Below are 26,310 nucleotides of genomic sequence, written 5' to 3' on the forward strand. Positions count from 1 at the left end.
GTCAGGACGTCCTCGGCGAGACGAAGCGGAGGATGGCGGGGAGCGAAACCACCGCGATGATCATCATCGTCACGCCCATGATGACCTTGAGGGTCTGCGGCGTTCCCTCCGGAGCGCCTTCGGGCAGCTCCGGGCTCGCCATCAGCTTGATCGCGGTGGCGTAGATCAACGCCGCCACCGGTTTGTAGATGATGAACCCGGCCAGCCAGGCCAGGGCACGCTTGAACCACATCATGCCCATCTCGGTGTTCGTGGCCGCGGCGGTCAACGGGAGGATGCCGACCAGCAGCACGAGCATGCCGTACCGGACGATCATCAGCGCCAACTGGACGATCGCGGTGATCACCATCATGATGCCGACGAAGATCACCAGCGCCATCCCGAGCGCCTCACCGGTGTCCTTGAGCGGATCGGTCATCAGCTCGGCCAGTTTGTTGGCGAAGCCGCGATCGTCCGCCTCGAGCGCCTGACTGATGATCCAGGAGGAGAACTGGTCCGCGGCCGAGATCAGGATCGCCGCGAACGCCGCGCCCGAACTGGAGACGACCACCATGGTGAGCAGCGACCTGAGGATGTCGCGCACCGGTTCACCGCGGTGCGACACCGCCATCTGGATCGCGGAGGCGATCACGGCGATGGCCGCCACCGTGGCCAGGATGTAGTTGGTGTGGACCTGGATGAAACCGGCCGCGCCGCTGTTGTTGACCTCCGGGGTGTCGATCCAGACCCAGAGGAAGCCGACCGCCTTCATCACCGCCACGACGGCCGCCACCACGACGTCCTTGATGGCGTCGAAGAGCAGGTTGAAGAAGGGACCGAAGGCCGCCTCGACAGCGTCGCCGAGGTACTGCTCGACGCAGTCGTCCCAGTCCCAGGGAGCCCAGGAACAGCCCAGGACGATCATCACGCCCCCCTGAAGCCGACGTAGCCGTCCAGCGACTGCAGCAGATCAGGCTGGACGCTGCCGTTGAAGCTCCCGTCCTCCTGCAGGACGACCTTCCAGTCCCCTCGGAGCCAGGTCAGCGTGACCGGCAACGCCGCGACCTTCCGGTCGTCGAGCTGGACGGCGATGTAGACGATCGCCCGGTCGGTCGTGTAGTCGATCACCTTGAAGGCGGTGAACTGCGCCACGTCACCCTCGTTGCGCGGCGTCCGGCTGACCCGGGCCTCGCTGATCGCCAGGTTCCGGCCCGGTCCGGGCGCGATCCGCGTCGCCAGCACGTCGTCGGTGAGCGCAGGGTTGCGGATCTGGCCCAGGGTGACCATCGCCGCGAGGACGGCGCCGGTCGGGGAATGGGCGAAGCAGGAGCGCACACCGGTCCGGTCCATCACGGCCGGACCGCCCTCCTGCTGGAGCGGAATCAGCATGTCGGCCTCGAACTGCCAGCTGACCGCCGTCGGTGCCACCCGCGGGATCTTCTGGTTCGGGTTCTTGAGCTTGCATCCACCGGAGCCGGGCGTGGGCGGCCCGGACGGTGTCGGCGTGGAGGTTGACGTGGGTTCGTCCGTGGGCGTGGCGGGCGGCACGGACGGTTCGTCGGTGGGCTGTTCGGTCGGTACGACGGCAGTCGGCGAGGTCGTCGGCTGCGTGGTCGGCGTACCCGTGTCCCGGGCGAAGAACCACACCAGCAGGCAGACGACGACAGCTCCGACCACGATCGCCGAGGCGATGAAACCGCGTTCCTGCCAGAAGACGCCGGTCGCATCGCCGTCGGCGTCGTCTCCCGCAGAACCGGAGCCGGAATCCCTGGTGAACAGTCCCACAGCCGATCAGACTCCGCCGAAGGTGCGGGCGATCACTTCAGCTGGTCGACGAGGGCCGTCGCCGAGCCGATCACGATGCAGGCCGCCAGGACCCAGCCCAGCCGGGCCGCGTGCTCGCCACCTTCACCGCGGCGCTGGCCGACGGCCATCATGGCTCCGGCGATCAGGATGCCGAGACCACAGATCACATACGCGATCACCTTCACCCAGTTGACGACGCCTTCGAGCTTGTCCATGCCGGGCGGCTCGTCGTCGATCATCGGGATCAGGTTCGCGGCCTCGGAGATCAGGTGTACCAACATCATCGCGGTGAATGCCTTTCAGTATGGGGCGGGGTAATCCGCAGGGTTTGACGCGCGAAGAGCGTAGATGGATTCAAGGACTTCGAAAACCTCGTCCGGGGTGTTGTCAGGAGTCGGTGCCTCCCCTCGACGCCACTCCTCGATCCACGGAATGTCCCACACTCTCGGCACACCACCGCCGACGATGTCGGCGAAGTCGTCGAGGACGCGGGGCAGCCGGCCGGGTGCGTCCGCGATCAGCACCAGACCGAGTACGGCGACCCCCTGCACCACTCCGGAGGCCCATTCGATCGCGGCCCGCTGGGCGGCCCGCAGACCCGACCCGTTGGTCCGGGCGACCAGGATCACCGGGGTCGGCACCGGCGGCGGCGGGATCGGCCAGCGATGGTTCGCCGCCCTGGTGCCCGGGAGCAACTGCGACATGGTCGTCTCGCCGGCGCCGCCGTGCACACCGACCCACCAGAGCGTGTCCGCCGCGGGGATGGCGAACTTGGGAAGTCGCTCGTCCTCGGCCGGCGCGGGGACGCCGTGCTGTGGTGCGGACGGGCCGCGCGGAGGCTGGTCCGGCGACTGCGGTGAGGGGCCTGGTGGCGGCTGCTGCGGACCCTGGGTCGACGACTGCTGCCGAGTCCACGGATTCTGCGTCATGGCCCCTCCTCTCGCGGTGTGTCACAGGCTGTCGCCCACAGTATTCTCGCGCTTCCCAGGTGTACTTTCGTGACCCATCCACAGGCGAGGATGTTTCTACCCCCTTGTCGGGGTCAGTCGAGCCGTGGGCTCGCGTCGTCGGGCCTGCCCGGGCTCCAGACATGCCGTTGGTGCGCAGGACATGCTAATGGTCTACTTTGCCGGTGGCTCGGGTGGTGGCTCGGCGACGTAGCGGTCTGGACCACTGGTGACGGCGATGTCAGAGTCGGAGTCGGACGAGTGAGGAGTCTGGTGGCGGGGATGAGAGGTCGGCGTGGCTGAGAAGATCCCGTCCTGGCCCAAGGTGACGATCCGGCTGTACGACGACCACAACGCCGAGGTGAAGATCGCCGGGCGTAGTCATCCGGTCAACCACCACGACCCCCGGCAGGCCGCGATCGCCCTGGTGAGCGAACGGGCCGGCCAGCTGGGCCGGCCGGTGAAGGCGACGGCGGTGGAGTCCGATGGCGCCTCCTGGCCGCTGATCATCCACCCGGACGGCCAGGTCGAGGCGATCGACACGGACGCCCGCGGGAAGAAGAAGGGCGAGGAGAAGCCGATCTGGCCGATCATCGTCGCGTTCGTCGTGGCCGGCGTACTGATCGCCGGGACGGCGCTCTACCTGACCGTGTTCAGCGGCGGCGACGGCGTGGCCAAGCCGACCGCGTCACCGAAGCTGCCGTCGCTGCCCGAGCCGAAGGTCGTGCCGGATCAGTTCTCCGCCCGGCCGGTGCCGCTCGGCTGGACGTCCAACGCGAGCTGGACGGTCGACATCGCGGAGCGGACGGTTCCCGCGGTGTCGCCGAACGGCACGGAGGTCGCCGTACTGACGCCGGACGACAAGATCGCGGTGTTCGACAGCAACGGCAAGGTGCTCTGGCAGGACAAGGTGCCGAACGACGCCGAGAGCCCGGTCTACACCACGATCGACTCCAAGCCGGTGCTCGCCGTGGTCTCCTCCGACACCTTGTACTACTGGGCCGGCGACGGCGCAGAGGCCACCGAGATCGAGTTGCCGGACTCGGCGAAGGTGCAGTTCTTCGGTACGTCGCCACTGGTGCAGATGGGTTCGGCCGGAGCCAGCGTGGTGTCCGGCGGCGAGCTCAAGACGGTGCCGAACCAGCCGCGGTCGTCCACCATGCTTCTCGCCGAGGGCGACAAGGCACTGATGGCCCGCTACCAGGGTCCGCTGTACTGGAGCCAGCCGGGCAAGGACCTGGTCACGCTTGACCTCAAGCCACCCACGGGGGCCAAGGAGATCGATCATGTTGTCGCCGCGAGCCCCGGCCGCGCGCTGGTGCTGTGGAAGTCAGCGAAGACGACCGACCTGATCCCGGCGGTGCACTCGACCGCCGACGGCTCCCCCGTCGCCACCTGCCTGCCGGCGTCCAAAGGCGCTCTGGACACCTGGGACTGGGTCCCGGACACCGCCCGCAAGGTCGCGGCCTGGGGTGAGTGCCTGATCGACCTCAGCAACGGGAAGACGTTCTACCACGAGGGTTTCAAGCCGCAGTCGATCGCCGGCACGACGATCTACGGAACCGCCCGCGAAGGCCTGATCGCCACCACACCGGGCCGCGGTTCGTATCCCCTCCCCCAGGCCACTGCCCGCCCGTGGGGCCTGGCCGGCAGTCACGCGATCGTCGTCCACGATTCCGTCGTCTTCGCTTTGGACAAGAAGAAATGATCACGACCCGTTGGACCCGGCCGGGCGCTGGAGCCCGGGCACTCGGGGGTGTGCTGGCGGCGGTGATGCTGCTGATGTCTTCGGGGGTCGCGGTGGCGGCCGAGGATCCGGTTCCGGTGCCGTGGCCGGCGGTCGACAAGCCTGACACCGGCGGCAACCTGGTCGACCCGGCGCCGACCGGCTGGCCGGTCGTCACCCCACCGGAGAGCAGCGGCAACGGCATCGATCCCGCGCCGCAGCAATGGCCGGCCCCGCAACCAGCCTGACCGGCCTGCACCACCGCGCGGCATCAGCCTGGGAACGCGCGGTATCAGCCGGGAATGAGCAAGGCCCGCGCCCCCGAGTGGGAGAGCGGGCCTTGCCGGAACTGCTGAGGTCAGCCTGCGGCGACCTCGAGGCGGACCGTGGCGGCCACCTCAGGGTGCAGCTGGACCGAGACCTGGTGCTTGCCGGTGGTCTTGATCGGCGAGTCGATCGCGATCGACCGCTTCTCGACCAGCGGCCCGCCGGCGGACTTGATCGCACCGGCGATGTCGGCCGGGGTGACCGAGCCGAACAGCCGACCGGTCTCACCCGCCTTGACGTCCAGCTTGACGGTGAGCTGCTCGAGCTGGTTCCTGACCTCGCTCGCGTGCTCCTTGCCCTGGATCGCCCGGGCGTCACGCGCCCGCTTGATCGACTGGATCTGCTTCTCGGCGCCGCGGGTCCAGCCGATGGCCAGGCCGCGCGGGACCAGGTAGTTGCGGCCGTAGCCGTCCTTCACCTCGACGATGTCGCCGGGGGCTCCGAGGCCCTCGACCTCCTGCGCCAGGATGAGCTTCATGTGCCGGACCTCCCTCAGCGAGCCGTGCTCGTGTACGGCAGCAGGGCCACCTCACGAGCGTTCTTGATAGCGGTGGCCACGTCACGCTGGTGCTGCACGCAGTTCCCGGTCACCCGGCGGGCGCGGATCTTGCCGCGGTCCGAGATGAACTTGCGCAGCAGCGCGGTGTCCTTGTAATCGACGTACGTCGCCTTGTCCTTGCAGAAGCCGCAGACCTTCTTCTTCGGCTTCCGAATGATCTTGGCCATTGTGGTGCTCTCTTCCTTCCAGAGCCCGGCACGTGTGCCGGAATGGTCACTCTTGTCTCGTGGTCACGACCCGGACCGGATCAGAACGGAGGCTCCTCCATCGAGCCGCTGCCGCCCTGGCTGGCCCAGGGGTCGTTCTGCGGAGCGGGCTGTCCGCCGCCGCCTTGCTGCTGAGGGGTCGCCCAGGGATCGTTCTGCGGGGCGCCGCCCTGGCCGCCGCCGAAGTTTCCACCCTGGCTACCACCGCCACCACCGCCGAAGCCACCGCCGCCGCCTTCGCCGCCGGGACCGGAGCGCATCGCCCGGGTCACCTTCGCGGTGGCGCTGCGCAGGCTCGGTCCGACCTCGTCCACGTCGATCTCGAAGACCGTGCGCTTGTTGCCCTCACGGTCGTCGTACGAGCGGGACTTGAGCCGGCCCTGCACGATCACGCGCATCCCGCGCTGCAGCGATTCGGCCACGTTCTCCGCGGCCTGGCGCCAGACGGAACAACTGAGGAACAGCGACTCGCCGTCCTTCCATTCACCTGTCTGCCGGTCGTACGTCCGCGGCGTCGACGCGATCCGGAAGTTCGCGACGGCGGCGCCGGACGGGGTGAACCGGAGCTCAGGATCGTCGACAAGGTTGCCGACCAGTGTGACGACGGTTTCGCCTGCCATTGCCGTTCCTCCTGCTTTCGGGTGTGACTGTGTCTTCAGCTGTCAGTAGTACCGGCTGGTGCCGACAGTACCGATGGCTGCTGACGACCCCAGGGTCAGTGCTGGTCCGGCCGGATGACCTTGGTCCGGAGGATCGACTCGTTCAGCGTGAGCTGACGGTCGAGCTCCTTCACCACCGCGGGCTCCGCGGTCAGGTCGATGACGGCGTAGATGCCTTCGGCCTTCTTCTTCACGTCATAGGCAAGCTTGCGCCGACCCCAGATGTCGAGCTTCTCGACCGTGCCACCTTCCTTGCGGACGATGTTCAGGTACTGGTCGATGGAAGGCTCTACGGTGCGCTCATCGAGCTCAGGGTCGAGGATCACCATGACTTCGTAACGACGCATGCGCGAACTCCACCTCCTTCGGACTTGGCGGCCACGGTCTCTCCGTGGCAGGAGGGCGATGCGATTGGCTCCGCGCCGGCACTTGCCGCCGACGCCAAGCAACGAGCCCGGTCGATGGACCGGGCCACACCGAAGAGAATACCAGCGTCCGGACGCCATCTTGACCATATCCACAGGGCAGTTCTGGTGACTCTCCGTCACGCACTCGCGGCGCGGTGTCGATCCGGCGTACGGCGGAGGACGAGCACCAGGAGCGGGATCGTCAGGACCGCCGAGGCGGTGGCGAGGAGCGGGAAGCCACCAAGGGTGAACAGCCAGGGCGAGGTGGCGGTGGCCAGCGCGGAGACGGCCCAGATGGACGACTCGACCTTGCTCTCCTCGTCTGCGGAGACCAACTGCGCACTGCCGCCGAGGTAGCACAGGTTCCAGGCGTAGCCGAGCAGGAAGAGTGCCGGTGTGAAGACCAGACCGGTCTGGGTGACCAGGACGGCGGACATGAGCAGCAGAGCGAGCCCGGCGATCGTCACCGGCCGAGCCCCGGACCGGTCGATCCACCAGCCGGTCAGAGGAGCCAGTGCGAACATGCCCAGCGTGTGGGCCGACAACATGATCCCCAGCAGAGCGAGTCCCTGGCCATGCTGATGCGTGTGGACAGGTACTGAGCTCATCAGCGCAACCATCACCAAGTGCCCCACGATCATCACACCGGCGGCGAGGACCAGCGACGTACGAGCAGACCCACCAGTGCGCGCCGGGAGTTTCGGTAGCGGCTCGTCCGTGGCGCGAGCACCCCGAATGTAGGTGGACGCGACCAGGGCGCCGAACACAGTGGCCAGGGCGAGCAGGAACGGTCCGGCCGACGCCGGTAGGCCAAGAGCTGTGGCGAACGACTGCGACGGGGCCATGAGGAACGGTCCGCCGACGGCACCCGCCGTACTGGCCCAGACGACTGTGCTCATCGCCGACGCGCGCCGGGCGGCAGGTACGGCGTCAGCCGCCGCGTACCGGGACAGCAGGCTCGCTGCGTTGCCGGCACCAAGGAGGAACATGCCCACGAAGAGCAGGCCCACGTGAGCACCCACTGCGGTCAGCACCATCAGTGCTCCGCCGACGACACCGAAGCCGTACCCGGTGCGGAGTGCCTGAGCGCGGCCGTGGCGGGCAGTCCACCTGCCGACGGCCAGTGCGCCGGCCGCTGTGCCCAGCACGCCGGCTGTGTTGGGCAGACCGGCCACGCCGGAGCTCAGCTTGTCGGCGATCAGGATGGTGCTCATCGCGCTGGCCGCGATCATGGCAGCGTTCATCAGGGCGGCGGCCAGAACGATGGGGATCAGCATGTCTACAACGCTAGGAAGATGACCTCCGTCGGTGAAGGCATGAAAGAAGGTGTTCGGCCTTGTGCAGCGCCGATGCCGAAGGTGTTCTGGGAAGATGACCTTTCAAGAGCGAACTCTGGACGCCACCGACTGGCAGATCCTCCACGAACTGCAGGCTGACGGGCGGCTGTCGTTCAACCAACTGGGCAAGCGGGTCAACCTGTCACCGCCCGCGGTGGCGGACCGGGTACGACGGTTGGAGGACTCCGGCGTGATCGTCGGCTACCGGGCCCAGGTCGACCCGGTCCTGGCCGGCCAGCCGCTGTCCGCGTTCGTCCAGATGCGCTGCACGACCGGACGCTGCCTGCTGAAGACCACGCGCGCCGAGGACTTCCCCGAGGTGCTCGAGATCCACAAGCTCAGCGGCAACTCGTGCTCGATGCTCCGCGTCCGCGTCACCTCGATGCGCCACCTCGAGGGCCTATTCGAACGCCTCGGCGAGCACGGCGAGATGAACACCCACGTCGTCCTCTCCACCGAATTCGAAGGCCGCCCGGTCCAGCCCCCGACCCACAACCCGCGCCCGGTCACCCGCTCGGCAGGATGGGGTTCCTGAGGGCGGGGAGGAATCAAGTCATGTCGGTGGCCGGTCTTAGGGTGGGTTCATGAGCTTGAAGCTGGGTGCGCATGTGGACCAGGTCGACCCGTTGGCCGAGGCGGCTGATCGCGGCGCCGATCTGGTGCAGTTCTTCCTGGGTAACCCGCAGGACTACAAGGCGCCGAAGCTCGCGTACGCCGACGGAGAACAAGCACTGCGCGAACGGTCCGCCGCGGCGGGCGTGGATCTGTACGTGCACGCGCCGTACCGGCTGAACGTGGCGAACACGAACAACCGGATCCGGATCCCGAGCCGCAAACTGCTCCAGCAGACCCTGGACAAGGCGGCCGAGATCGCGGTCAAGGGCGTGATCGTGCACGGCGGGCACGTCGGTGACGACGATGACCCGGAGGCCGGGTTCGACAACTGGCGCAAGTGCATCGAGCGGGCGGAGCTGCCGGTCCCGCTGCTGATCGAGAACACGGCCGGCGGCGAGAACGCGATGGCACGTCAGCTGGACCGGATCGCCCGGCTGTGGGACGCGGTGCAGTCCTCGGGTAACGACCGGCTGGAGAACGTCGGCTTCTGCCTCGACACCTGTCACTTCCATGCGGCCGGCGAGGACTTGCCGACGATCGTGGAGAAGGTGCTGGCGATCACCGGGCGGATCGATCTGGTGCACGCGAACGGTTCACGCGACGAGTTCGGCTCCGGCGCCGACCGGCACAGCAACTTCGAAGAGGGGCACATCGACCCCGCCGACATCGTCGCGGTGGTGCAGGCCGCCGGCGCCCCGGTGGTCGTCGAGACGCCGAACGCCGATCACGGTCAGAAGGCCGACATCGACTACCTCAGGGCTCATCTGACGTAACTGCGCCCAAGCCGTGGACCCAGTAGGTGATGCCCCACGGCAGGAGCAGCGCCAGCGCAGTGGTGTTGCGGGTGGGGATGATGATCCCGGCCGTGATGGCGACGAGTACCACCACGGTCGACACCTGGAAGAGGTCGAGTCGGCCGATCACGCGAGTGTGCACTGTCGCCCGGTTCAGCGTGCACGCGCCGTACAGCGCGATCAGGGCGAGGACGCAGAGCCCGGTGACGACCACACCGAGCCAGGCCGCAACGCCGTACTGATCGACCCCCTCACGGAGTACGTCGGCAAGCAGGAAGAGGCCGACCATCGCGGTCAGCGCGGCACAACCCCCGAGCAGGCGCCCGGCCGTACGGCGGGCGCGGTCCGGATCCGGCGCAGGGTCAGGTGTTGGGGCCGCCATGTGGGGGACGGTAGCGCAGTCGGAACAATGGCCGGTATGCAGACCTGGGCCGAGCGGTTTCCTGACCTCTTCGCGGCGGACTACTGGGCCTGGGGTGATCTCGACGTCCGGTTCCAGACCGAGGAGCCGCCGGACGAGCTGATCAGCAACGTGCACGTGATCTGCCGGACCGAGGGCGGAATCGTTGTCTGCGGCAACGACCTCGGCTGGCGCTTCCTCCCCGGCGGAACCCGTGAGCCCGGCGAGACGATCGAGCAGATCGTCCACCGCGAACTGCTCGAGGAGGCCGGCGCCCGGCTGACCGGTCCGATGACCTGGCTCGGTGCGCACCGCGCCGAGCACCGCCGCCCGGGGCCGTATCGTCCGCACCTCCCGCACCCGATCTCGTACTGGGCCAACGTCGTCGCGGATGTCGTGATCGAGCAGGAGCCGACCAACCCTGACGACGGCGAGCAGGTGGTCGAGGTGCTGGTGCTGCCGCCGGACAAGGCGATCGCGTATCTGGACGCGCAGCCCGACGGGATCATGGGCAACGTGGTCAGACTGGCTCAGGCAATGGAGCTGGTCTAGCCGCCTTCCACGGCAGTACGGCGGCACTGACCAGGCAGCACGCACCGGCGACGTACATCGCGCCACGGATCCCGATCAGCGCGGCGAGCACACCGCCCAGCGCCATGAACAACGGCTGCACGCACCGCGACGTGATCGACCACGAGGTGAACACCCGCGCCATGTAGCCGTCCTCCGTCGCCTCCATCCGGTACGTCGCGAACGACGGGTTGAACGCACCGGCCGCCACCAGCATGCCGGTCTCGGCGACGGTGATCACGACCAGTCCGGCGATCCCGGCTGGCGCCAACGGCAACAACAGCAGCCAAGGCGCCCGCAGTACGCCGAACACCAGCAGCATCCGATGCAGTCCGTACCGGAGGGTGAGCCGCGGTGCCAGCCGCGCACCCAGCACTGCGCCGAGACAGGACACTCCGAGCGACAGGCCGTAGCTCCACGGCGCGAGTCCCAGGTCGCGCAGCATGAGCACGGTGAGCAGCGGGGATGTCATCATCACCGGACCGCCGAAGATCTGCGAGTTCCAGAACAGCACGGCCAGACCGCGGTGCCGCAGGATGTACTTCCACCCAGCCGTGATGTCAGCCTTCTCCGTCCGGCGGACAGGTGCCGGCTCCGGCTGCCGGATCCGGTGGATGCCGATCGCCGACAGCAGGAACGACACCGCGTCGACCGCCAGTGTCACGGTCGCACCGATCAGACTCACCAGCGCACCGCCGATCGGCGGACCGACGCTCATCGCCAGCCAGGTCGTCTGCTCGAACTTGCTGTTCGCCTCGGCCCTCCCCTCGACCGGAATCAGCGCCTTCAGATGCGCACCGCTCGCGGCCGTGAACGCGATCAGCGCCGCCGCCTGCACGACGCCGACGACACACAACTGCGAATAGGTCAGTACGCCGACCGCCGCCGCGACCGGGACACTCAGCAGGGCCACGAACCGGACGAGGTCCGCGCCGATCATCACCGGGCGTTTGTGGCGCTGCTCGATGAAGTCGCCCATCGGCAGCGCGAGCGCAGCACCGGCCAGCGCGGAGATCGCGGCGAGCAGCGAGACCTGGAACGTGCTGACGTCGAGCGCGAGGATCGCGACGAACGGGAGGGCGCCGGAGCCGACGGCGGTTCCGACGGCACTGACGGTGAACGCGGTCCACAACCGCCGGAAGTCTCGACCCAAAGACATCCCGCGATCGTAGGGATCGGCACCGACAAGATCAGCGCAGGTTGAGACCGCCGTCGAGCAGGATCACCTCACCGGTGAGATACGAGTTGTGGATAACCGCTGAGATCAGATCGGCGACGTCCGAAGGTTGAGCAGCGCGGCGCATCGGACTCGAGGTTTTCCACAGCTCCTGGGCGGCGGTCCAGTCGGCGGTCATCGGTGTGTCAACCAGCCCGGGCGCGACCGCGTTCACGCGGACGTCAGGCCCGAGAGCCGCGGCCAGCAACTTGGTCACGTGATTGAGCGCAGCCTTGCTGGCGGCGTACCCGATCGAGCTCCCCTTCGGCCGGACGCCGGCATGACTGGTGACGTTCACGATGCACCCGCCCGATTCCCGGAGCGCGGGCAAGGCCGCCGTACACAGCAACCACGGCGCGATCAGATTGACGTCGAGCAGCCGCCGCCAGTCGTCGGCGGTCAACGACGAGAGCTCCGCATGTGGCACCGGCCAACTGATCCCGGCGTTGTTCACCAGTACGTCGAGCCGCCCATGCTCGGCGAGCACGCTGGGGACCAGGTCCGTTGCCGCCGCGTCATCGGCCAGGTCGGCCTGGTGATAGGTCCCGCCGAGCTCGGCGGCCAACGCGACCCCGGCGTCCCGGCTCGACCGCGAATGCACTGCGACCGTCATCCCCTCGGCCGCCAACCGCCGAGCAGTCGCTGCCCCGATCCCCGAAACCGACCCCGTCACCAACGCCACCTTCTGCACGGGCGACAGCCTACGGAGCGCGGTAGCGGAGGCCGTCCATGAGGAGGTTGAGGGCCCGGTCCGCCTGGTCGCGATTCTTGCCGGTGGCCAGGGCGACGCCGCTGATGCTGATGAGCACGTCGTCCGCGGAGACGTCCGATCGGAGGTCTCCGGTGGCGGCGCCGGCGGCCAACAACGGTTGGATCGCGCCGACCAGGAGTTCGAAGCTCTGGGCGTACGGGTTCGCGCCGGACGCGATCACCGCACGCAGCGCGTCGGCCATCCCGAGCTTGCGGGTCATGTAGTCGATGTAGCGGTCCATCCAGGCGCGCAAAGCCTCGGCGGGCGGCATCGAGTCGAGCAGTTCGGGTGCGGCGTCGCAGATGGAGGCCAGCTCATTCCGGTACGCCGCCTCGATCAGCACCTCGCGGGTCGGGAAGTGCCGGTAGAGGGTGCCGATGCCGACACCGGCGTCCTTCGCGATTCCCTCCAGCGTCGCCTCGAGGCCACAGGTCGAGAACGCGCGCGCCGCGGCGGCCAGAATCTGGTCCCGGTTCCGCTGTGCGTCCGCCCGCAGGGGGCGCTCGCCAGTGCCCATCTCCCCCTCCCTTCTGACCCCAGAACCTAGCGGACTTGATAACCGGAGGCTCCTCCAGTTAACTGGGTTTTACCGGAGGTTCCTCCGGTTAGAGCCTAGCTCGCAGAACAGGAACTGACCTGATGAGCAGAATCACCACCCCCTTCGACCACGACTCCACCGCCGCCCAGGTGATCGCCGGCGTCCGTTGCAGCGGCACGTCTCCGCGGACCAGCTGAAGGCCTGGGAGGAATTCCCGTGGAAGACCACCGAGCAAGGTGCGTCGACCTCGGTCCTGCTGGCCGCCTCGCCGCTCGTCGACGGCGTGACCGGCCGGTACTTCGAGGACAACAACGAGGCCCTGCCTCGCGGTGACAGCGAATACAGCGGTGTCGCGGCGTACGCACTCGATCCGGAGTCCGCCACTCGGTTGTGGGATGCCTCGGAAGAACTGCTGGCCCAGTAATCCACAGGCGCCCCTCGCTTCGCCTGGAGGCGGTGGAGGAGTTTGATCAGGACACCGGCTCGGCTACGGTCTGAGGCTCCGGGCCGGTAACCTGACCGACCGTGAGTGACTTGAGCATCCGGACCATCTCGGCCGACGAGCACGCTGCCTACATCGCGTCGCAACCGTCGGCGAGCTTCCTGCAGACCCCTGGGTGGGCGGCGGTGAAGAGTGAATGGAAGGCGGAGTCACTTGGCTGGTTCGACCCGGCCAACCCGGCCGAACTGCTCGGCGCCGGCCTGGTGCTCTATCGGCAGATGCCGAAGGTGAAGCGGTACCTGGCCTATCTGCCGGAGGGTCCGGTGATCGACTGGGACGCCGTCGACCTCGGCCGCTACCTACGCCCGCTCGCGGCGCATCTGCAGGAGCACGGGGCGTTCGGCGTCCGGATGGGTCCGCCGGTGGCGACCCGGCGCTGGGGTGCGAAGACGATCAAGGACGCGATCGCGGGCGGTCAGCAGCCGAAGCTCGGCGATGTCCGGGCCGACGTGATCGAGCCGTCCGGTGCGACCGTGGCCACCCAGCTGCGCACCCTCGGGTGGAAGGCGCCGCGCGTCGGTGACGGCTTCGCTGCGGGACAGCCGCAGTACGTGTTCCAGGTGCCGCTGGCCGGCCGCAGCCAGGACGACCTGCTCAAGGGCATGAACCAGCTCTGGCGGCGCAACATCAAGAAGGCGGAGAAGGCCGGCGTCGAGGTGACGCAGGGCGGCGCCGAGGACCTGAAGGCCTTCCATGCGCTGTACGTCGAGACGGCCGAGCGGGACCACTTCACCCCGCGGCCGCTGCCGTACTTCATGAAGATGCAGGCGGCGATGGCCAACCAGCCAGCCGAGTGCTGTGACTTCCGGATCTACAACGCCTACCACCAAGGCGATCTGGTCGCGTCGACCATCTGGGTCCGGGTGGGCGGTCATTCGTGGTACTCCTACGGAGCCAGCTCGACCGCCAAGCGGGACGTGCGCGGATCGAACGCGATCCAGTGGCGCATGATGTCGGACGCACTCGCGGCGGGTGCGTCCGTGTACGACCTACGGGGCATCACCGACACCTTGGACCCGAACGACCCGCACGTCGGGCTGATCCAGTTCAAGGTCGGCACCGGCGGCGAGGCCGTCGAGTACGTCGGTGAGTGGGATCTGCCGTTGAACAAGGCGCTCTACACCGCATTCGACCTCTACATGAGACGGCGTTGACACCATGCCCCTAGTCCTGCACGTCGATTCCGATCGATGGCGCGAACATCTGCGTTCCACGTGGAACCCCGACATCGTCCCGGTCGCCAAGGGCAACGGCTACGGCTTCGGCAACCAGCGGCTGCTGGCCGAGGCGCGCGCCCTCGGGGCGCGCACGGTCGCGGTCGGCACGTACTTCGAGGTGCCGCCGGACCCGCGTGAGGACATCGTCGTGTTGTCGCCGTGGCGCCCGTTCCTCGACATCCCGCAGAGCAAGAACGTGATCCACACGGTCAGCCGGCTGGCCGACCTGGTCTCGATCCCGGCGGGCAGCCGGGTGCTGATTGAGGTGATGACCTCGATGCGGCGGCACGGGATCGGCGCCCGCGAACTGCGGCACACGATGCTGCTGAACGCGCTCGACCGGATCCGGTTCGAGGGCTGGTCACTGCACTTCCCGATGGGCGCCGGCGGTACGTCGGCCAACGTCCGCGAAGCCGCCGAGCTGGGGAAGGCCGCCCAGGCGGTCCGGCGTGGACCGCTCTGGGTGTCGCACGTACCGGCGCAGAAGCTGACCGACATCGGCGAGAACGTCAAGCTCCGGATGGGCACCGGACTCTGGCTCGGCGACCGCGGCGCGCTGACCGTGCGGGCTACGGTGCTCGACGTGCACTCGGTCCGTCGCGGTGAGCGGGTCGGCTACCGGCAACGCCGGGTCAGCGGTGACGGCCACGTCCTGGTGGTGTCGGGCGGTACCGCGCACGGCGTCGGCCTGGAGGCACCGACCGCGGCGGCCAGCGTGCGTCAGCGCGCGATCGCGATGGCGAAAGGCAGCCTGGACGCGGCCGGGATGGCGCTGTCGCCGTTCACCATCGAGGGCAAGCAGCGCTGGTTCGCCGAGCCGCCGCACATGCAGGCCAGCATGCTGTTCCTGCCGTCGTCGGTGGCGCCCCCCGCGGTCGGCGACGAGGTCGGCGTCGACGTCCGCTACACCACCACGACGTTCGACAAGGTGTCGATGGACTAGGGTGCGTCTGAGAGACGTGCCCTAGCTAGTTCCGGCTCACGCCGGTGAGGCGAGGTCGATGACGGTGCCGTCGGGGCAGCGCAGGTAGGACGTGACCTGCCCCCACGGCGACTTCTCCGGCTCCTTCAGCGGTTCCGCGCCGGCCTCGATGGCGCGCTGGAAGTCGCCTTCGACGTCGTCGCTGGTGATCCCGAGCTCGAAGCCGACCGCGCCGGGTGCGCCGACCTCGGACAGGTGGCTCTGGCCGACCGCGTAGGTGGCGAAGACGATCTTGGTGTCTCCGGCGTCCACCTCGCCGGCGCCCTGGTCCCAGTACGTCCCCTTCCACCCGAACGCACGCTCGAAGAACTCGATCGAGGCCTTCGCGTCCTCGACGTACACGATGGTCTTCGCGAACTTCATCACAGGTCTCCTAGGTCGATTCAGCGGCAGGACCGTCCCGCCACCAGCCTGACGTCATCCGGCCGGGAAGTGTGACAGTTGACTTCAGGTGGACCTGAAGTTTCAGCCTGGGACCATGAGCTTTCTGGAACGGATCGAGGAACGGCCCGGAGCAGCGGAGCTCCGGGCGGAGTCGTACCGGCTGCTGCACCTGACCCGGGGCGCGACCTGCGTCGATGTCGGGTGCGGAGCCGGACATGCGGTCGCCGACCTGACAGCGGCCGGCGTGAAGGTCACCGGAGTGGACGCGGATCCGGAGGCGATAGAGGCGGCCCGGACGCGGGCGCCCGAGGCGATGTTTCACGTGGCACAGTCCGACGACCTGCCGCTGGAGAACGCGTCGGTGGACGGCTACCGGGCCGTCCGGCTCTTCCACCTGCTCGAGGACTCGGTCCCGACCGTGGCCGAGGCCAAACGGGTGATCCGGCCGGGCGGACACATCGTGCTGGGCGGCCAGGACTACGGGTTCCTGCTGATCGACAGTTCCGACCAGGACCTGACCGACGTCGTCCTGCTCGGACTGGAGTCCCGGTCGGTCGCTCCACGCGCGGCCCGGAGTCTGCGCGATCTCCTGCTCGACGCGGGCTTCCGCGATGCGCAGGTCGTCGTCCACAACGAGGTGGTCACCGATCACCGCCTGATGGCGCGACAGCTCGAGGCTGCCGCCGCCGCGGCGGTCGACAAGGCGCTCATCACCCAGGAGGACGCCGACGGCTGGCTCGCCGAGCAGGCTGATCGTGGTCGGCGCGACCGCTTCCTCGCCGTACTTCCAACCCTGTTGGTGGCCGCCACGCGTTGAGCTGAGCGTGTCGGTGGTGGCCGCTAGCGTGCGGAGAATGATTCCTCTGGTGGGTGTAGTACTGGACGCGCCTGACCCGCAGAAGCTCGCGCGGTTCTACTGCGAACTGCTCGGCTGGGAGTTGGACGCGGACGAGGAGACGTGGGCGACCGCCCTGAGCCCGGACGGCGGCACCAAGCTGTCGTTCCAGCTGGAGCCGAACTACCGGACGCCGACCTGGCCGAGTGAGACCGAGAAGCCACAGATGCAGTTGCACCTCGACTTCAGGGTGGACGATCTGGAGGCCGCGCACCAGCACGCGACCTCCTTGGGCGCCCGGCTGCAGGACTTCCAGCCGCAGCCCGACGTCCGGGTGTACGCCGACCCGGTCGGCCACATCTTCTGCTTCTTCGTCTAGGGCCCGTCTAGCGCTGCTTGAGATGACCTTTCCACCGGACGGTGGGGAGGAGGGCGGCGTGGTCGACCCGATCCTTGTTGGCGGCAACGATGTCGAACATCGAGTCGATCAGCGTGTCGGACAGCAGGTGCGGCTGCAGACCGAGGCCGACCAGGCCGGTGTGCTTCACGTTGTAGTAGTGCTCGGCCTGCTCCACCCGCGGGTTCTCCAGGTGCTCGACCTGGACCGGGCCGGGGAAGCACTCCGCGACCTTGTCCGCGATCTCGCTGACCGAGTAGCTCTCGGTCATCTGGTTGAAGACCCGGAACTCACCGGCGTCGGCCGGGTTCTCCGCCGCGAGCCGGATGCACTCGACGGTGTCCCGGATGTCGAGCAGCCCCCGGGTCTGCCCGCCGGTGCCGTACACCGTCAACGGCTCGCCGAGCACGGCCTGGATGACGAACCGGTTGAGCACGGTGCCGAAGACGGCGTCGTAGTCGAACCGCGTGGCCAGCCGCGGGTCCTGCACGGTCTGCGGCGTCTGCTGCCCGTAGACCACGCCCTGGTTCAGGTCGGTGACCCGCAGGCCCCAGACCCGGCAGCCGAACTCGAGGTTGTGTGAGTCGTGCACCTTGCTCAGGTGGTAGAACGAGCCCGGCTTCTTCGGGTAGAGCATCCGGTCCTTGCGCCCGTTGTGCTCGACCTCCAGCCAGCCTTCCTCGATGTCGATGTTCGGCGTGCCGTACTCGCCCATCGTGCCGAGCTTGACCAGGTGGATGTCCGGGTTGGTCTCGGCGACGGCGTACATCAGGTTCAGCGTGCCGACCACGTTGTTGTGCTGCGTGTACACCGCATGCGCGCGGTCGATCATCGAGTACGGCGCCGCCCGCTGCTCGGCGAAGTGCACGATCGCGTCCGGCTCGAACTCCTGCAGCACCCGGTAGATGAAGTCGGCATCCAGCAGATCACCGGTGTACGACGCGATCCGCCGGCCGGACACTTCCTCCCAGGCCGCGACCCTGGTGTCGAGGTCCTGGATCGGTACCAGGCTCTGCACCCCCAGCTCGCGGTCGTAGCCCCGACGGGCGAAGTTGTCGAGGACGGCCGTGTCGTGGCCGCGGTCTGACAGATGCAGTGCTGTCGGCCACCCTAAGTAACCGTCACCGCCCAGGACGAGTACGCGCACGGCTCGGCCGCCTTCCTTTGGGGATGTTGGCTTTCACCTTCCTTCCTATCCCGAGTACCCGCTCCACTAACGTGATCGGCCCCACTCACAAGCTGGGAATTGGCTATGAATCTGCGCGGGTGAGGCACTGTTGGGTGCGGAGGTGCACAATAAGGGCAATGGGGATTCTGACCAAGGTAACCAGCGGATCCGGCCTGCGCCGGACCCGATTGTTGCTGTGGGCGAAGTATTCGGCGGCCTCGGTAGTCGCCACTGTGATCAGTCAGGCGGCGTTCGCGCTCTGTTACTGGTTCGGTACGGCGGCGCTGGTGGCCTCGCTGGTCGCCTGGGTGACCGGGACCGTGCCGAGCTACCTGATCAACCGCCGCTGGACCTGGGGCCACCGCAACCCGGGCGGCCGGGATCTGTTGCCCTACGCAATCATCGTGGTGACGTCCGCGATCCTGGCAGCGATCGTCACGACGGTCACCGACCGCCTGGTCCAGGACCGGATCGACTCGCACGCCTGGCAGACGGTTCTGGTCAGCGGTTCCTACCTGGCCACCTACGGCGTGCTGTTCATCCTGAAGTTCGTGCTGTTCGATCGCTACGTGTTCGCCAAGCGGGCCGAGCCTTCCGCCGAACCCGCCGCAGAACATACTCCCGTAGCCACGTAGTCGTCATCACCCGCGCGTAGTTCGCGCCGTACACCAGGCCGGGACCCTTCTTGCTGGTCCCGTCGCCGCGGCGCCGCATCGTCATCGGCAGCTCGACGACCCGCGCGCCCAGGGCGAGTGCCCCGAGCAACAATTCCGAGGACTGGTACTGCGGCTCGCGCAACGTCACCGCGGTCGCCAGCTCGGCCCGCATCGCGCGGAACCCGAAGGACGTGTCGGTCAGCTTCCGCTGGGTCAGAATCGACGCCAGGACAGCGAAAACCCGCACCCCGACCCAGCGCAGCCGACTGTCGGCGTCCTCGGCCCCGAGCCGGCGCGACCCGGTGACGAAGTCGGCGCGGTCGTCCAGGATCGGCTGCAGCAGTACGTCGAGCTCGTCGTTGTCGTACTGCCCGTCCGCATCGGTCGTCACGACGTACTGCGCTCCGCCCTCGGCAGCGAGGTGGTAGCCCAGCCGGAGCGCGGCCCCCTGACCACGGTTGCTCGGGGCAACACAAACGATGGCCTCGTGCTCACGGGCAACGTCGGCGGTATCGTCGGTCGCGCCGTCGACAACGACCAGGACGTCGACCGGTTGGCCTGCACAGGTGCGCGGCATGTTCGTCAGCACCGGGCCGATCCCGGCGGCTTCGTTGTAGGCGGCAATCACCACGACGATCGGCGCGAACGACGGCTTGCCGAAGTCCTTCACCGCGAGGGAATCCACGTCGTCCGGGTAGTCCGCCATCGCCGGCCGCGCCTGGTCCCTGCCGAGCAACGCCCGCAACCCGATCGCCCCGGCCAGCGGGAAGAGCACCAGGCCGGGCAGCTGGTAGCGCCAGGAGAACTCGAATGCCGCGGACCCCAGCAGCAGGATCACGCCCGCCGCAGCGGGCAATAGAGCCGCAGACCTGAGCCCTGAGGTCTTGGCACGACCGAGACCGGCGACCGCGGCCAGTGCGATCAGCACACAGATTCCGAGCGCGAGGCCGGACGTGTAGCCGCCGTTCAGCTGGTAGGCGCGCAGGATGACAGCAGGCACGTGCGACACGTGCGGCTCCGACCCGCCCCATTTCACCGCGGCCTGGACGGTGTTGGGGTCCTCCAGGTTGGGATACGTGGTCTGGAACTGCCAGCGCTCCAGCGGTACGTCGTCCGGCGACGTGGTCCGCGTCGCCGCGAAACCCTTGAAGAAGTCCTTCAGCGCAGCCCCGGTGACGTCGAGTGGCTGGTGCCGGATCACCAACCGCGCGAACTCCGTGGCCAGCTCCTGCTTGGTGGTGCCGGGTGGTAGCGGTCCAGGCCAGTTGGGGTCGCCGTAGTGGTTGTGTGCGTACTTGTCGACGCCGAGGCGCTGGCCGAGTGGCTCCTTGGGGCAGAACAGCTTGGTGCCCTCGTTGAGCGGCAGCTTGGCGCAGTCCGCGACCACAGCGGTCCGGCCGTAGAGCACCTGGTTCTCAGCACCGGTGAATCCCCCCCGGCCGGTCTCCGCGTGAAAATAGATCGCATAGGCGCTGAAGACCACTGCGAATCCAGCTATGGCTGCAGCAGTACGTCGTACCAGCTCAAGACGGCGCCGACGCCAGGCATTGCCCACCACGACCAGGTAGAGCACGACTGCGATCAGCAGGGTCAGGCCGATGGTGCGGACCGCGAAGGCCGCACCCAAGAGCAGACCTACTGCGAGGGCACGCTTCCAGCCTGGGACACCCCAGCCGAGGAGGAGCCAGAGGGTGGCGACCAGCAGTACGTCGAAGGTGGTCTCGGCCATGATGTTCTGCTCGATCTGCACCTGGTAGGCGTCGAGCAGGAGCGGTGCGGCCGCTACGGCGGCCAGCCAGCGGTAAACGTTGAGCCGGCGGGCCAGTGCATAGATGGCGATACCCAGCAGCAGTCCAACCAGGTGCTGCACGATCACGACGAAGGTGAGGCCGCCGAGCGCCTCGAGAGGGCGTAGTACGAACTCGTAGCCGATCGGGTTGAGCGCGTCCGGCTTGAGCTCCTTCATGTTGTTCAGGTACTGCACCGAGTCGGTGTAGATGATCGCCGGCCGGTAGGCGATGGTGGCGAGCACGCGCAGGACGGTGCCCGCCAGCAAGAAGAGGGCGAGCAGCCAATGCGTCCTGAGGATGCGCCTCACTGGGCGCTGAAGTACTGCCACTGCCACGTTCGGGCGAGCCCGTCCTCCAGCGACACCGTCGGCTCGTAGCCGAGGTCGTTGGTGATGTCGACGACGACCGCCGGCATCTCCCCGGCCGGTGCCTCGATGTGCTCGGCCGGGACCGGACGGCCGGTCACGCCGCGCACGGTCTCGACCATCTCCAGCACGGACACGGACCGACCGGATCCGATGATCGCCCGGCCGTCGTACCCCTTGTCGAGCGCGAGCAGGATGCCCGCGACGACGTCGTCGATATAGACGAGATCGCGTCGCTGCTTGCCGTCGCCGTAGATCCGGACGCCCTCATCCTTGAGTGCCGCCCGCATCATCCGCGGCACGAAGCTGTCCTTGTGTGACATCCCCGGCCCGTAGACGTTGGTGAACCGCAGTGCGGCAGTCGCGAGACCGTAGCTGCCCGAGTACGCCGACAGCAGCATCTCGCACGCTGCCTTGGTCGCGCCGTACGGCGTCAGTGGCCTGAGCGGGAGGTCCGCGGTGATGGTCGACGTACCCACGTTGCCGACGACGGCGTTGGTCGACGCGAGGATGAAGCGGTCCACACCGCTGCCGCGGGACAGCTCCAGCAGGACCTGGGTGATCGTCACGTTCTGGGCGAAGGTCTGCATCGGCGCGTCGACCGAGCGCAGTACCGAGGTCAGCGCGGCCAGGTGGACCACAGCGGTCGGCCGGGTCTCGAAGGCCGAGATGCAGACCTCCTGGTCGGCCAGATCGCCGGTCACGACGTGCACGCCCTCGTCCCAGGACGCGTCCGGCGGCTCACGATCCACCGCTGTCACCGGGACACCTCGCTGCCGCAGGCCGGCCACCACGGCCCGCCCGATGAATCCGGCCGCTCCGGTCACCAGCACTCGTTCGTCCATGCCCATCAACTTACCGTCGGCCGACCAATCCCGGGACACAGGCGAACGGTCTGCGACGAACCCTTGACCCCAGGTGATCATGATGGGCAGGATCACTTTCGGACGCGGGCTGACAACCTTGTCATCGGGGCCGCGTAGAACCCACTGGCGGGCGGCTGGTGTCGCGGGGAGGCTGTGTGGTTCCCGCGGCGGCGGCCGTGTGCCGGTCCGGCCGTGCAAGGAGCGTAGATGAATCTCCGCCGCCCACTGGGGCTCGTCGCGTCTCTCGGACTGGTTATGACAATGTCCTCTGCTATGACGCCAGCGAATGCCGTCCCACCAGCCTCCACAGCGGAGCAGCCGGTGGTGAGCGGTTCGTCGTTCTTCACCTCGTTCGAGCCGGGGCAGCCGCAGCCCGGATACACCGATGCCGTCGAGACCGGCCCGGACGGGAAACCGCGCACCGAAGGGGTCCGCGGGCCGACGCCGACCGGCATCGGCGGCAGCGAGATGGACAAGGTCACCACGGTGACTGCGAACGGTGAGAACACCGGTGGCGGCGAGATCGCCACCAATGTGGCCGACGGTGACAAGTTCACCAAGTGGCTGGTGTTCGAGCCGACCGGCTGGCTGGTCTACGAGACCTCGGTCCCGGTGGTGATCCGCAAGTACGCGCTCACCTCGGCCAACGACGCCGACGGCCGCGACCCGCAGAACTGGACCGTGCAGGGCTCGAACGACGGGACCACATGGACCACGCTGGACACCCGGACCGGCGAGAACTTCGAGACCCGGTTCCAGACCAAGGAGTACAGCTTCACCAACGAGACGGCGTACAAGTTCTTCAAGCTGGACATCACGCTGAACCACGGTGAGAACATCGTCCAGCTCGCCGACTGGTACCTGTCCAACGGCGCCCCGCTGCCGCCGCCCGGCCCGACCGCGGAGTCGCGGCTGGACTCCGGCCCGACCAGCGCCTACAACGCCCGCGCCCGGGTCGGATTCACCGGCGTCAAGTCGTTCCGGTACGCCGGTCATCAGACGGCCGAGGGCCGTGGCTACACCTGGAACAAGATCGCCGACGTCGCTCTGTTGGTCGGCAAGGACACCCGGCTGTCGTACAAGATCTTCCCCGAGCACACCGAAGGCGATCTCAGCTACCCGAGCACCTTCGCCGCACTCGACCTCGCGTTCTCGGACGGCACGTATCTGAGCGATTTGAAGGCCAAGGACCACCGCGGCTTCGAGCTCAGCCCGCGCGGCCAGGGCGACACCAAGGGTCTGTCCACGAACCAGTGGAACAACATCGACGCTGACCTCGGGAAGGTCGCCGCCGGCAAGACGATCGAGCGGATCCTGGTCGGCTACGACAAGCCGTCCGGCCCGGCCGACTTCCGCGGCTGGATCGACGACATCCGGATCGCCGCCGCGATCAACCCCGATCGCGCCGCCCAGAAGACCGCGGCCAAGCACCCGTCGGACCTGGCCCTCACCACCCGCGGTACGAACTCGACCGGTGGGTTCTCCCGCGGCAACAACTTCCCGGCGACCGCCGTACCGCACGGCTTCAACTTCTGGACGCCGGTCACGAACGCGGGCTCGACGTCCTGGCTGTACGACTACGCCAAGGGCAACAACGAGGCCAACAAGCCGACCCTGCAGGCGCTGTCGATCAGCCACGAGCCCAGCCCGTGGATGGGTGACCGGCAGACCTTCCAGGTGATGCCTTCGACAGCCGCGACGCCGACCGCTGACCGGAAGGCGCGGGCCTGGTCGTTCAGCCACGACAACGAGATCGCCCGGCCGTACTACTACGGCGTCACCTTCGACAACGGCAACGCGGCCGAGATCGCGCCGACCGACCACGCGGCGATACTGCGGTTCTCGTTCCCGGCCGGCAACCCGTCGCTGGTGTTCGACAACGTCAACAACAACGGCGGTCTGACCTTGGATCCCGAGACCGGTGTCGTCACCGGTTTCAGCGACGTCAAGAGCGGCCTGTCCACCGGCGCCGGCCGGCTCTTCGTGTACGGCGTGGTCGACCAGAAGGTGGTTGCCTCCGGCAAACTGTCGAACGGCGGCGGCGCGAATGTCGGCGGCTACTTCTCCTTCGACCCGAAGGAGACCCAGGTCCAGCTGCGGATGGCAACCTCGCTGATCGGCACCGCACAGGCGAAGAAGAACCTGGAGCTCGAGCTCCCGGCCGGGTCGAAGTTCGGCAAGGTCAAGGACGCGGCCCAGGAGCAGTGGGACGCGAAGCTGCGCACCATCGAGGTCGAGGGCGCGACGGCCGACCAGCTCAGCACGCTCTACTCGAACCTCTACCGGCTGTTCCTCTACCCGAACAACGGCTCGGAGAACACCGGGACGTCGTCCAAGCCGGTCATCAAGTACGCCTCACCGACGTCACCGAAGGTCGGTACGGACACCCCGACCACGACCGGCTCGAAGATCGTGGCCGGCCAGACCTACGTGAACAACGGCTTCTGGGACACCTATCGCACCGTGTGGCCGGCGTACTCGCTGTTCGCCCAGGACTCGGCCGCCGACCTGGTGAACGGGTTCGTCCAGCAGTACAAGGACGGCGGCTGGATCTCCCGCTGGTCGTCCCCGGGCTACGCGAACCTGATGGTCGGCACCAGCTCCGACGTCGCCTTCGCCGACGCCTACCTGAAGGGCATCAAGGGGATTGACGTCCAGGCGACGTACGACGCCGCGCTGAAGAACGCGGCCGTCGTACCACCGTCGCAGAACGTCGGCCGCAAGGGCCTCGACCTGTCCACCTTCAACGGCTACACGGCCAACACCACCGGTGAGGGCTTCAGCTGGTCGATGGACGGCTACATCAACGACTTCGGCATCGCGAACATGTCGAAGCAGCTGTACGACACTGCGAAGAAGAACGACCCGCGCAAGCAGGAGTACCTGGACAACTACAAGTACTACCTGAACCGGGCCCGCAACTACGTGACGCTGTTCGACCCGGCGATCGACTTCTTCCAGGGCAAGGACCCCGACGGTGTCTGGGGCTACTCGCCCAGCACCTTCGACCCGCGCGACTGGGGTCACGACTACACCGAGACGAACGCGTGGAACATGGCGTTCTCGACCCCGCAGGACGGCGCCGGCCTGGCCGCCATCTACGGCGGCCGCGACGGCCTGGCCAAGAAGCTCGACGAGTTCTTCAGTACGCCGGAGGACGCGCTGCACACCGGCGGGTACGGCGGCACGATCCACGAGATGCTCGAGGCGCGCGACGTACGGATGGGTCAGTACGGGCACAGCAACCAGCCGTCGCACCACATCACGTACATGTACGACTTCGCGGGTCAGCCGTGGAAGACGCAGGCGCTGGTGCGCGAGTCGTTGTCGCGGCTCTACCTGGGCTCGGAGATCGGGCAGGGGTACCCCGGTGACGAGGACAACGGGGAGATGTCCGCGTGGTACCTGTTCAGCATGCTCGGGTTCTACCCGCTGCAGATGGGCTCGCCGACGTACGCGATCGGCTCGCCGCTGTTCACCAAGGCGACAGTGCGGCTGCCCGGCGGCAAGAAGCTGGTGATCAGTGCACCGGCCAACAGTGCGCGGAACGTCTACGTCAAGAGCGTCCGGGTGAACGGGAAGAAGTGGACCTCGACCGCGCTGCCGCACAACCTGATCGCGAGCGGCGGCAAGATCGAGTTCGAGATGACCGACCAGCCGTCGTCATGGGGCACCGGCCGTAACGACGCGCCGCCGTCGATCACCACCCCGGGCGAGGACCCGAAGACGTGGCAGGACTCGACCTCGGACGAGGGTGCGGTGGTCGGCGCCGGTGGTCAGGACGTGACCGCGCTGACCGACGACGACGCGAAGACCCAGGTCACGCTGACCGGGGCGAACCCGACGATCACGGTGGCGCTGCCGCAGGGCCGGCCGGTCGGGATGTACACGCTGACCAGTGGCACCACCGGTGCTGCACCGTCGGCGTGGGTGCTGGAGGGGTCGAACGACGGTACGACGTGGTCCCCGGTTGACCGCCGTACCGGCGAGAAGTGGGCCTGGGCGTCGTACACCCGGTCCTTCAGCATCGCCTCGCCGAGGGCCTACACGCAGTACCGGCTGGTACTGACGCCCGCTGGGACCGACGGCGTGACGCTGTCCGAGATCGAGCTGCTCGGGACGCTGAAGGGTGTCGAGGCCGGGACGCACCCGACGGACAAGCGGGTGGCCGAGACCAAGCCCAGCCCGACGCCGTCGCAGTCGATCGACCGGAACTACGGGTAACAGTCAGCGGGGGCGGCGGCCTCAGGCCACCGCCCCCGCTGGACGTTTCTCCGGCGGAGCCTGCCCCTGAAAGGTTCCGCCGGAAGA

The 26,310-nt window shown here is 67.8% G+C and carries 29 protein-coding genes; 12 read left to right on the plus strand and 17 right to left on the minus strand.

The annotated features are described in order from the left end of the window. Position 1: 1 nt before the first annotated feature. From EV652_RS23960 to EV652_RS23975, 4 genes are read right to left on the minus strand one after another with little or no spacing between them, the layout of a single operon-like run. The gene (locus tag EV652_RS23960; RefSeq protein WP_132211454.1) at positions 2-904 is read right to left on the minus strand and encodes a type IV secretion system protein; all 903 of its coding nucleotides are present in this window, start codon (positions 902-904) and stop codon (positions 2-4) included. Continuing rightward, positions 904-1,764, minus strand: coding sequence for a DUF8175 domain-containg protein (locus tag EV652_RS23965; RefSeq protein ID WP_132211455.1), 861 nt, complete (start codon positions 1,762-1,764; stop codon positions 904-906). The genes EV652_RS23960 and EV652_RS23965 overlap by 1 nt, the downstream gene beginning before the upstream one ends. 32 nt (positions 1,765-1,796) lie before the next feature. After that, complete coding sequence (locus EV652_RS23970) at positions 1,797-2,069, minus strand: conjugal transfer protein TrbC (RefSeq protein WP_132211456.1); 273 nt, start codon at positions 2,067-2,069, stop codon at positions 1,797-1,799. A 15-nt stretch (positions 2,070-2,084) separates the two neighbouring features. Next, entirely contained in the window at positions 2,085-2,714 is a 630-nt protein-coding gene (locus EV652_RS23975) for a DUF6668 family protein (RefSeq protein ID WP_132211457.1), read from the minus strand. 313 nt (positions 2,715-3,027) lie between these two features. Between EV652_RS23975 and EV652_RS23980 the strand changes: the two genes are divergently transcribed. Continuing rightward, positions 3,028-4,440, plus strand: a complete 1,413-nt coding sequence (locus tag EV652_RS23980) for a hypothetical protein (RefSeq protein WP_132211458.1) — start codon at positions 3,028-3,030, stop codon at positions 4,438-4,440. Then, positions 4,437-4,706, plus strand: a complete 270-nt coding sequence (locus EV652_RS44120) for a hypothetical protein (protein WP_158441231.1) — start codon at positions 4,437-4,439, stop codon at positions 4,704-4,706. The genes EV652_RS23980 and EV652_RS44120 overlap by 4 nt, the downstream gene beginning before the upstream one ends. Positions 4,707-4,816: 110 nt before the next feature. Here EV652_RS44120 and rplI read toward each other — a convergent pair whose 3' ends face one another. The 5 genes from rplI to EV652_RS24010 all read right to left on the minus strand — a co-directional run bounded on the left by rplI (position 4,817) and on the right by EV652_RS24010 (position 7,893). After that, entirely contained in the window at positions 4,817-5,263 is a 447-nt protein-coding gene (gene rplI / locus EV652_RS23990) for a 50S ribosomal protein L9 (RefSeq protein ID WP_132211459.1), read from the minus strand. Positions 5,264-5,277: 14 nt separating this feature from the next. After that, positions 5,278-5,511, minus strand: a complete 234-nt coding sequence (rpsR, locus tag EV652_RS23995; RefSeq protein ID WP_012924539.1) for a 30S ribosomal protein S18 — start codon at positions 5,509-5,511, stop codon at positions 5,278-5,280. A gap of 80 nt (positions 5,512-5,591) precedes the next feature. After that, positions 5,592-6,170: a single-stranded DNA-binding protein gene (locus EV652_RS24000; RefSeq protein ID WP_132211460.1), complete on the minus strand. Its 579-nt coding sequence runs from the start codon at positions 6,168-6,170 to the stop codon at positions 5,592-5,594. Positions 6,171-6,265: 95 nt separating this feature from the next. Continuing rightward, complete coding sequence (gene rpsF / locus EV652_RS24005) at positions 6,266-6,556, minus strand: 30S ribosomal protein S6 (protein WP_132211461.1); 291 nt, start codon at positions 6,554-6,556, stop codon at positions 6,266-6,268. A gap of 197 nt (positions 6,557-6,753) precedes the next feature. Next, positions 6,754-7,893, minus strand: coding sequence for an MFS transporter (locus EV652_RS24010; RefSeq protein ID WP_132211462.1), 1,140 nt, complete (start codon positions 7,891-7,893; stop codon positions 6,754-6,756). A gap of 94 nt (positions 7,894-7,987) precedes the next feature. Here EV652_RS24010 and EV652_RS24015 point away from each other — a divergent pair, with 94 nt between their 5' ends. Further along, entirely contained in the window at positions 7,988-8,488 is a 501-nt protein-coding gene (locus EV652_RS24015) for an Lrp/AsnC family transcriptional regulator (protein WP_132211463.1), read from the plus strand. A gap of 49 nt (positions 8,489-8,537) precedes the next feature. Beyond that, positions 8,538-9,341: a deoxyribonuclease IV gene (locus EV652_RS24020; RefSeq protein ID WP_132211464.1), complete on the plus strand. Its 804-nt coding sequence runs from the start codon at positions 8,538-8,540 to the stop codon at positions 9,339-9,341. Here the strand turns inward: EV652_RS24020 and EV652_RS24025 are convergent. After that, entirely contained in the window at positions 9,322-9,744 is a 423-nt protein-coding gene (locus EV652_RS24025) for a hypothetical protein (protein WP_132211465.1), read from the minus strand. The genes EV652_RS24020 and EV652_RS24025 overlap by 20 nt on opposite strands. Before the next feature lie 36 nt (positions 9,745-9,780). Between EV652_RS24025 and EV652_RS24030 the strand changes: the two genes are divergently transcribed. Further along, positions 9,781-10,314 carry an NUDIX domain-containing protein gene (locus EV652_RS24030; RefSeq protein ID WP_132211466.1) on the plus strand — a complete coding sequence of 178 codons (534 nt, stop codon included), beginning with the start codon at positions 9,781-9,783 and terminating at the stop codon, positions 10,312-10,314. On the opposite strand, the gene EV652_RS24035 is transcribed toward EV652_RS24030, so the two are convergent. The 3 genes from EV652_RS24035 to EV652_RS24045 are packed head-to-tail and all read right to left on the minus strand — an operon-like array spanning position 10,283 to position 12,816. Beyond that, complete coding sequence (locus tag EV652_RS24035; RefSeq protein ID WP_132211467.1) at positions 10,283-11,491, minus strand: MFS transporter; 1,209 nt, start codon at positions 11,489-11,491, stop codon at positions 10,283-10,285. The two genes, EV652_RS24030 and EV652_RS24035, sit on opposite strands and share 32 nt — an antisense overlap. Positions 11,492-11,522: 31 nt before the next feature. Beyond that, positions 11,523-12,221, minus strand: a complete 699-nt coding sequence (locus tag EV652_RS24040) for an SDR family NAD(P)-dependent oxidoreductase (RefSeq protein ID WP_242001956.1) — start codon at positions 12,219-12,221, stop codon at positions 11,523-11,525. 28 nt (positions 12,222-12,249) lie between these two features. After that, complete coding sequence (locus tag EV652_RS24045; protein ID WP_132211469.1) at positions 12,250-12,816, minus strand: TetR/AcrR family transcriptional regulator; 567 nt, start codon at positions 12,814-12,816, stop codon at positions 12,250-12,252. A gap of 187 nt (positions 12,817-13,003) precedes the next feature. Here EV652_RS24045 and EV652_RS24050 point away from each other — a divergent pair, with 187 nt between their 5' ends. The 3 genes from EV652_RS24050 to EV652_RS24060 all read left to right on the plus strand — a co-directional run bounded on the left by EV652_RS24050 (position 13,004) and on the right by EV652_RS24060 (position 15,499). Then, positions 13,004-13,261: an SDR family NAD(P)-dependent oxidoreductase gene (locus EV652_RS24050; protein ID WP_132211470.1), complete on the plus strand. Its 258-nt coding sequence runs from the start codon at positions 13,004-13,006 to the stop codon at positions 13,259-13,261. A 101-nt stretch (positions 13,262-13,362) separates the two neighbouring features. Then, on the plus strand, positions 13,363-14,493 hold the full coding sequence (locus EV652_RS24055; RefSeq protein ID WP_132211471.1) for a lipid II:glycine glycyltransferase FemX: 1,131 nt from the start codon (positions 13,363-13,365) through the stop codon (positions 14,491-14,493). A gap of 4 nt (positions 14,494-14,497) precedes the next feature. Beyond that, positions 14,498-15,499: an alanine racemase gene (locus EV652_RS24060; protein ID WP_132211472.1), complete on the plus strand. Its 1,002-nt coding sequence runs from the start codon at positions 14,498-14,500 to the stop codon at positions 15,497-15,499. Positions 15,500-15,535: 36 nt separating this feature from the next. On the opposite strand, the gene EV652_RS24065 is transcribed toward EV652_RS24060, so the two are convergent. Beyond that, a complete protein-coding gene (locus EV652_RS24065; protein ID WP_132211473.1) occupies positions 15,536-15,901 on the minus strand; it encodes a VOC family protein in 366 nt (121 codons plus the stop codon). Between the two features lie 115 nt (positions 15,902-16,016). On the opposite strand from EV652_RS24065, the gene EV652_RS24070 reads away from it, so the two are divergent. Beyond that, complete coding sequence (locus EV652_RS24070; RefSeq protein WP_132211474.1) at positions 16,017-16,739, plus strand: methyltransferase domain-containing protein; 723 nt, start codon at positions 16,017-16,019, stop codon at positions 16,737-16,739. Positions 16,740-16,776: 37 nt separating this feature from the next. Beyond that, positions 16,777-17,136: a VOC family protein gene (locus EV652_RS24075; RefSeq protein ID WP_132211475.1), complete on the plus strand. Its 360-nt coding sequence runs from the start codon at positions 16,777-16,779 to the stop codon at positions 17,134-17,136. 7 nt (positions 17,137-17,143) lie between these two features. Here the strand turns inward: EV652_RS24075 and EV652_RS24080 are convergent, their stop codons facing one another. After that, the gene (locus tag EV652_RS24080) at positions 17,144-18,301 is read right to left on the minus strand and encodes an NAD-dependent epimerase/dehydratase family protein (RefSeq protein ID WP_132211476.1); all 1,158 of its coding nucleotides are present in this window, start codon (positions 18,299-18,301) and stop codon (positions 17,144-17,146) included. Between the two features lie 158 nt (positions 18,302-18,459). Between EV652_RS24080 and EV652_RS24085 the strand changes: the two genes are divergently transcribed. Next, on the plus strand, positions 18,460-18,957 hold the full coding sequence (locus EV652_RS24085; protein ID WP_158441232.1) for a GtrA family protein: 498 nt from the start codon (positions 18,460-18,462) through the stop codon (positions 18,955-18,957). On the opposite strand, the gene EV652_RS24090 is transcribed toward EV652_RS24085, so the two are convergent. After that, a complete protein-coding gene (locus tag EV652_RS24090) occupies positions 18,860-21,076 on the minus strand; it encodes a glycosyltransferase family 2 protein (RefSeq protein ID WP_132211478.1) in 2,217 nt (738 codons plus the stop codon). The two genes, EV652_RS24085 and EV652_RS24090, sit on opposite strands and share 98 nt — an antisense overlap. Further along, complete coding sequence (locus tag EV652_RS24095; RefSeq protein WP_242001957.1) at positions 21,073-21,978, minus strand: NAD-dependent epimerase/dehydratase family protein; 906 nt, start codon at positions 21,976-21,978, stop codon at positions 21,073-21,075. The genes EV652_RS24090 and EV652_RS24095 overlap by 4 nt, the downstream gene beginning before the upstream one ends. Before the next feature lie 294 nt (positions 21,979-22,272). Here EV652_RS24095 and EV652_RS24100 point away from each other — a divergent pair, with 294 nt between their 5' ends. Beyond that, a complete protein-coding gene (locus tag EV652_RS24100; RefSeq protein WP_242001958.1) occupies positions 22,273-26,223 on the plus strand; it encodes a GH92 family glycosyl hydrolase in 3,951 nt (1,316 codons plus the stop codon). Positions 26,224-26,310: the final 87 nt, after the last annotated feature.

Origin of the sequence: Kribbella steppae (assembly GCF_004342025.1) — a bacterium.
Taxonomy (GTDB): Bacteria; Actinomycetota; Actinomycetes; order Propionibacteriales; family Kribbellaceae; genus Kribbella; species Kribbella steppae.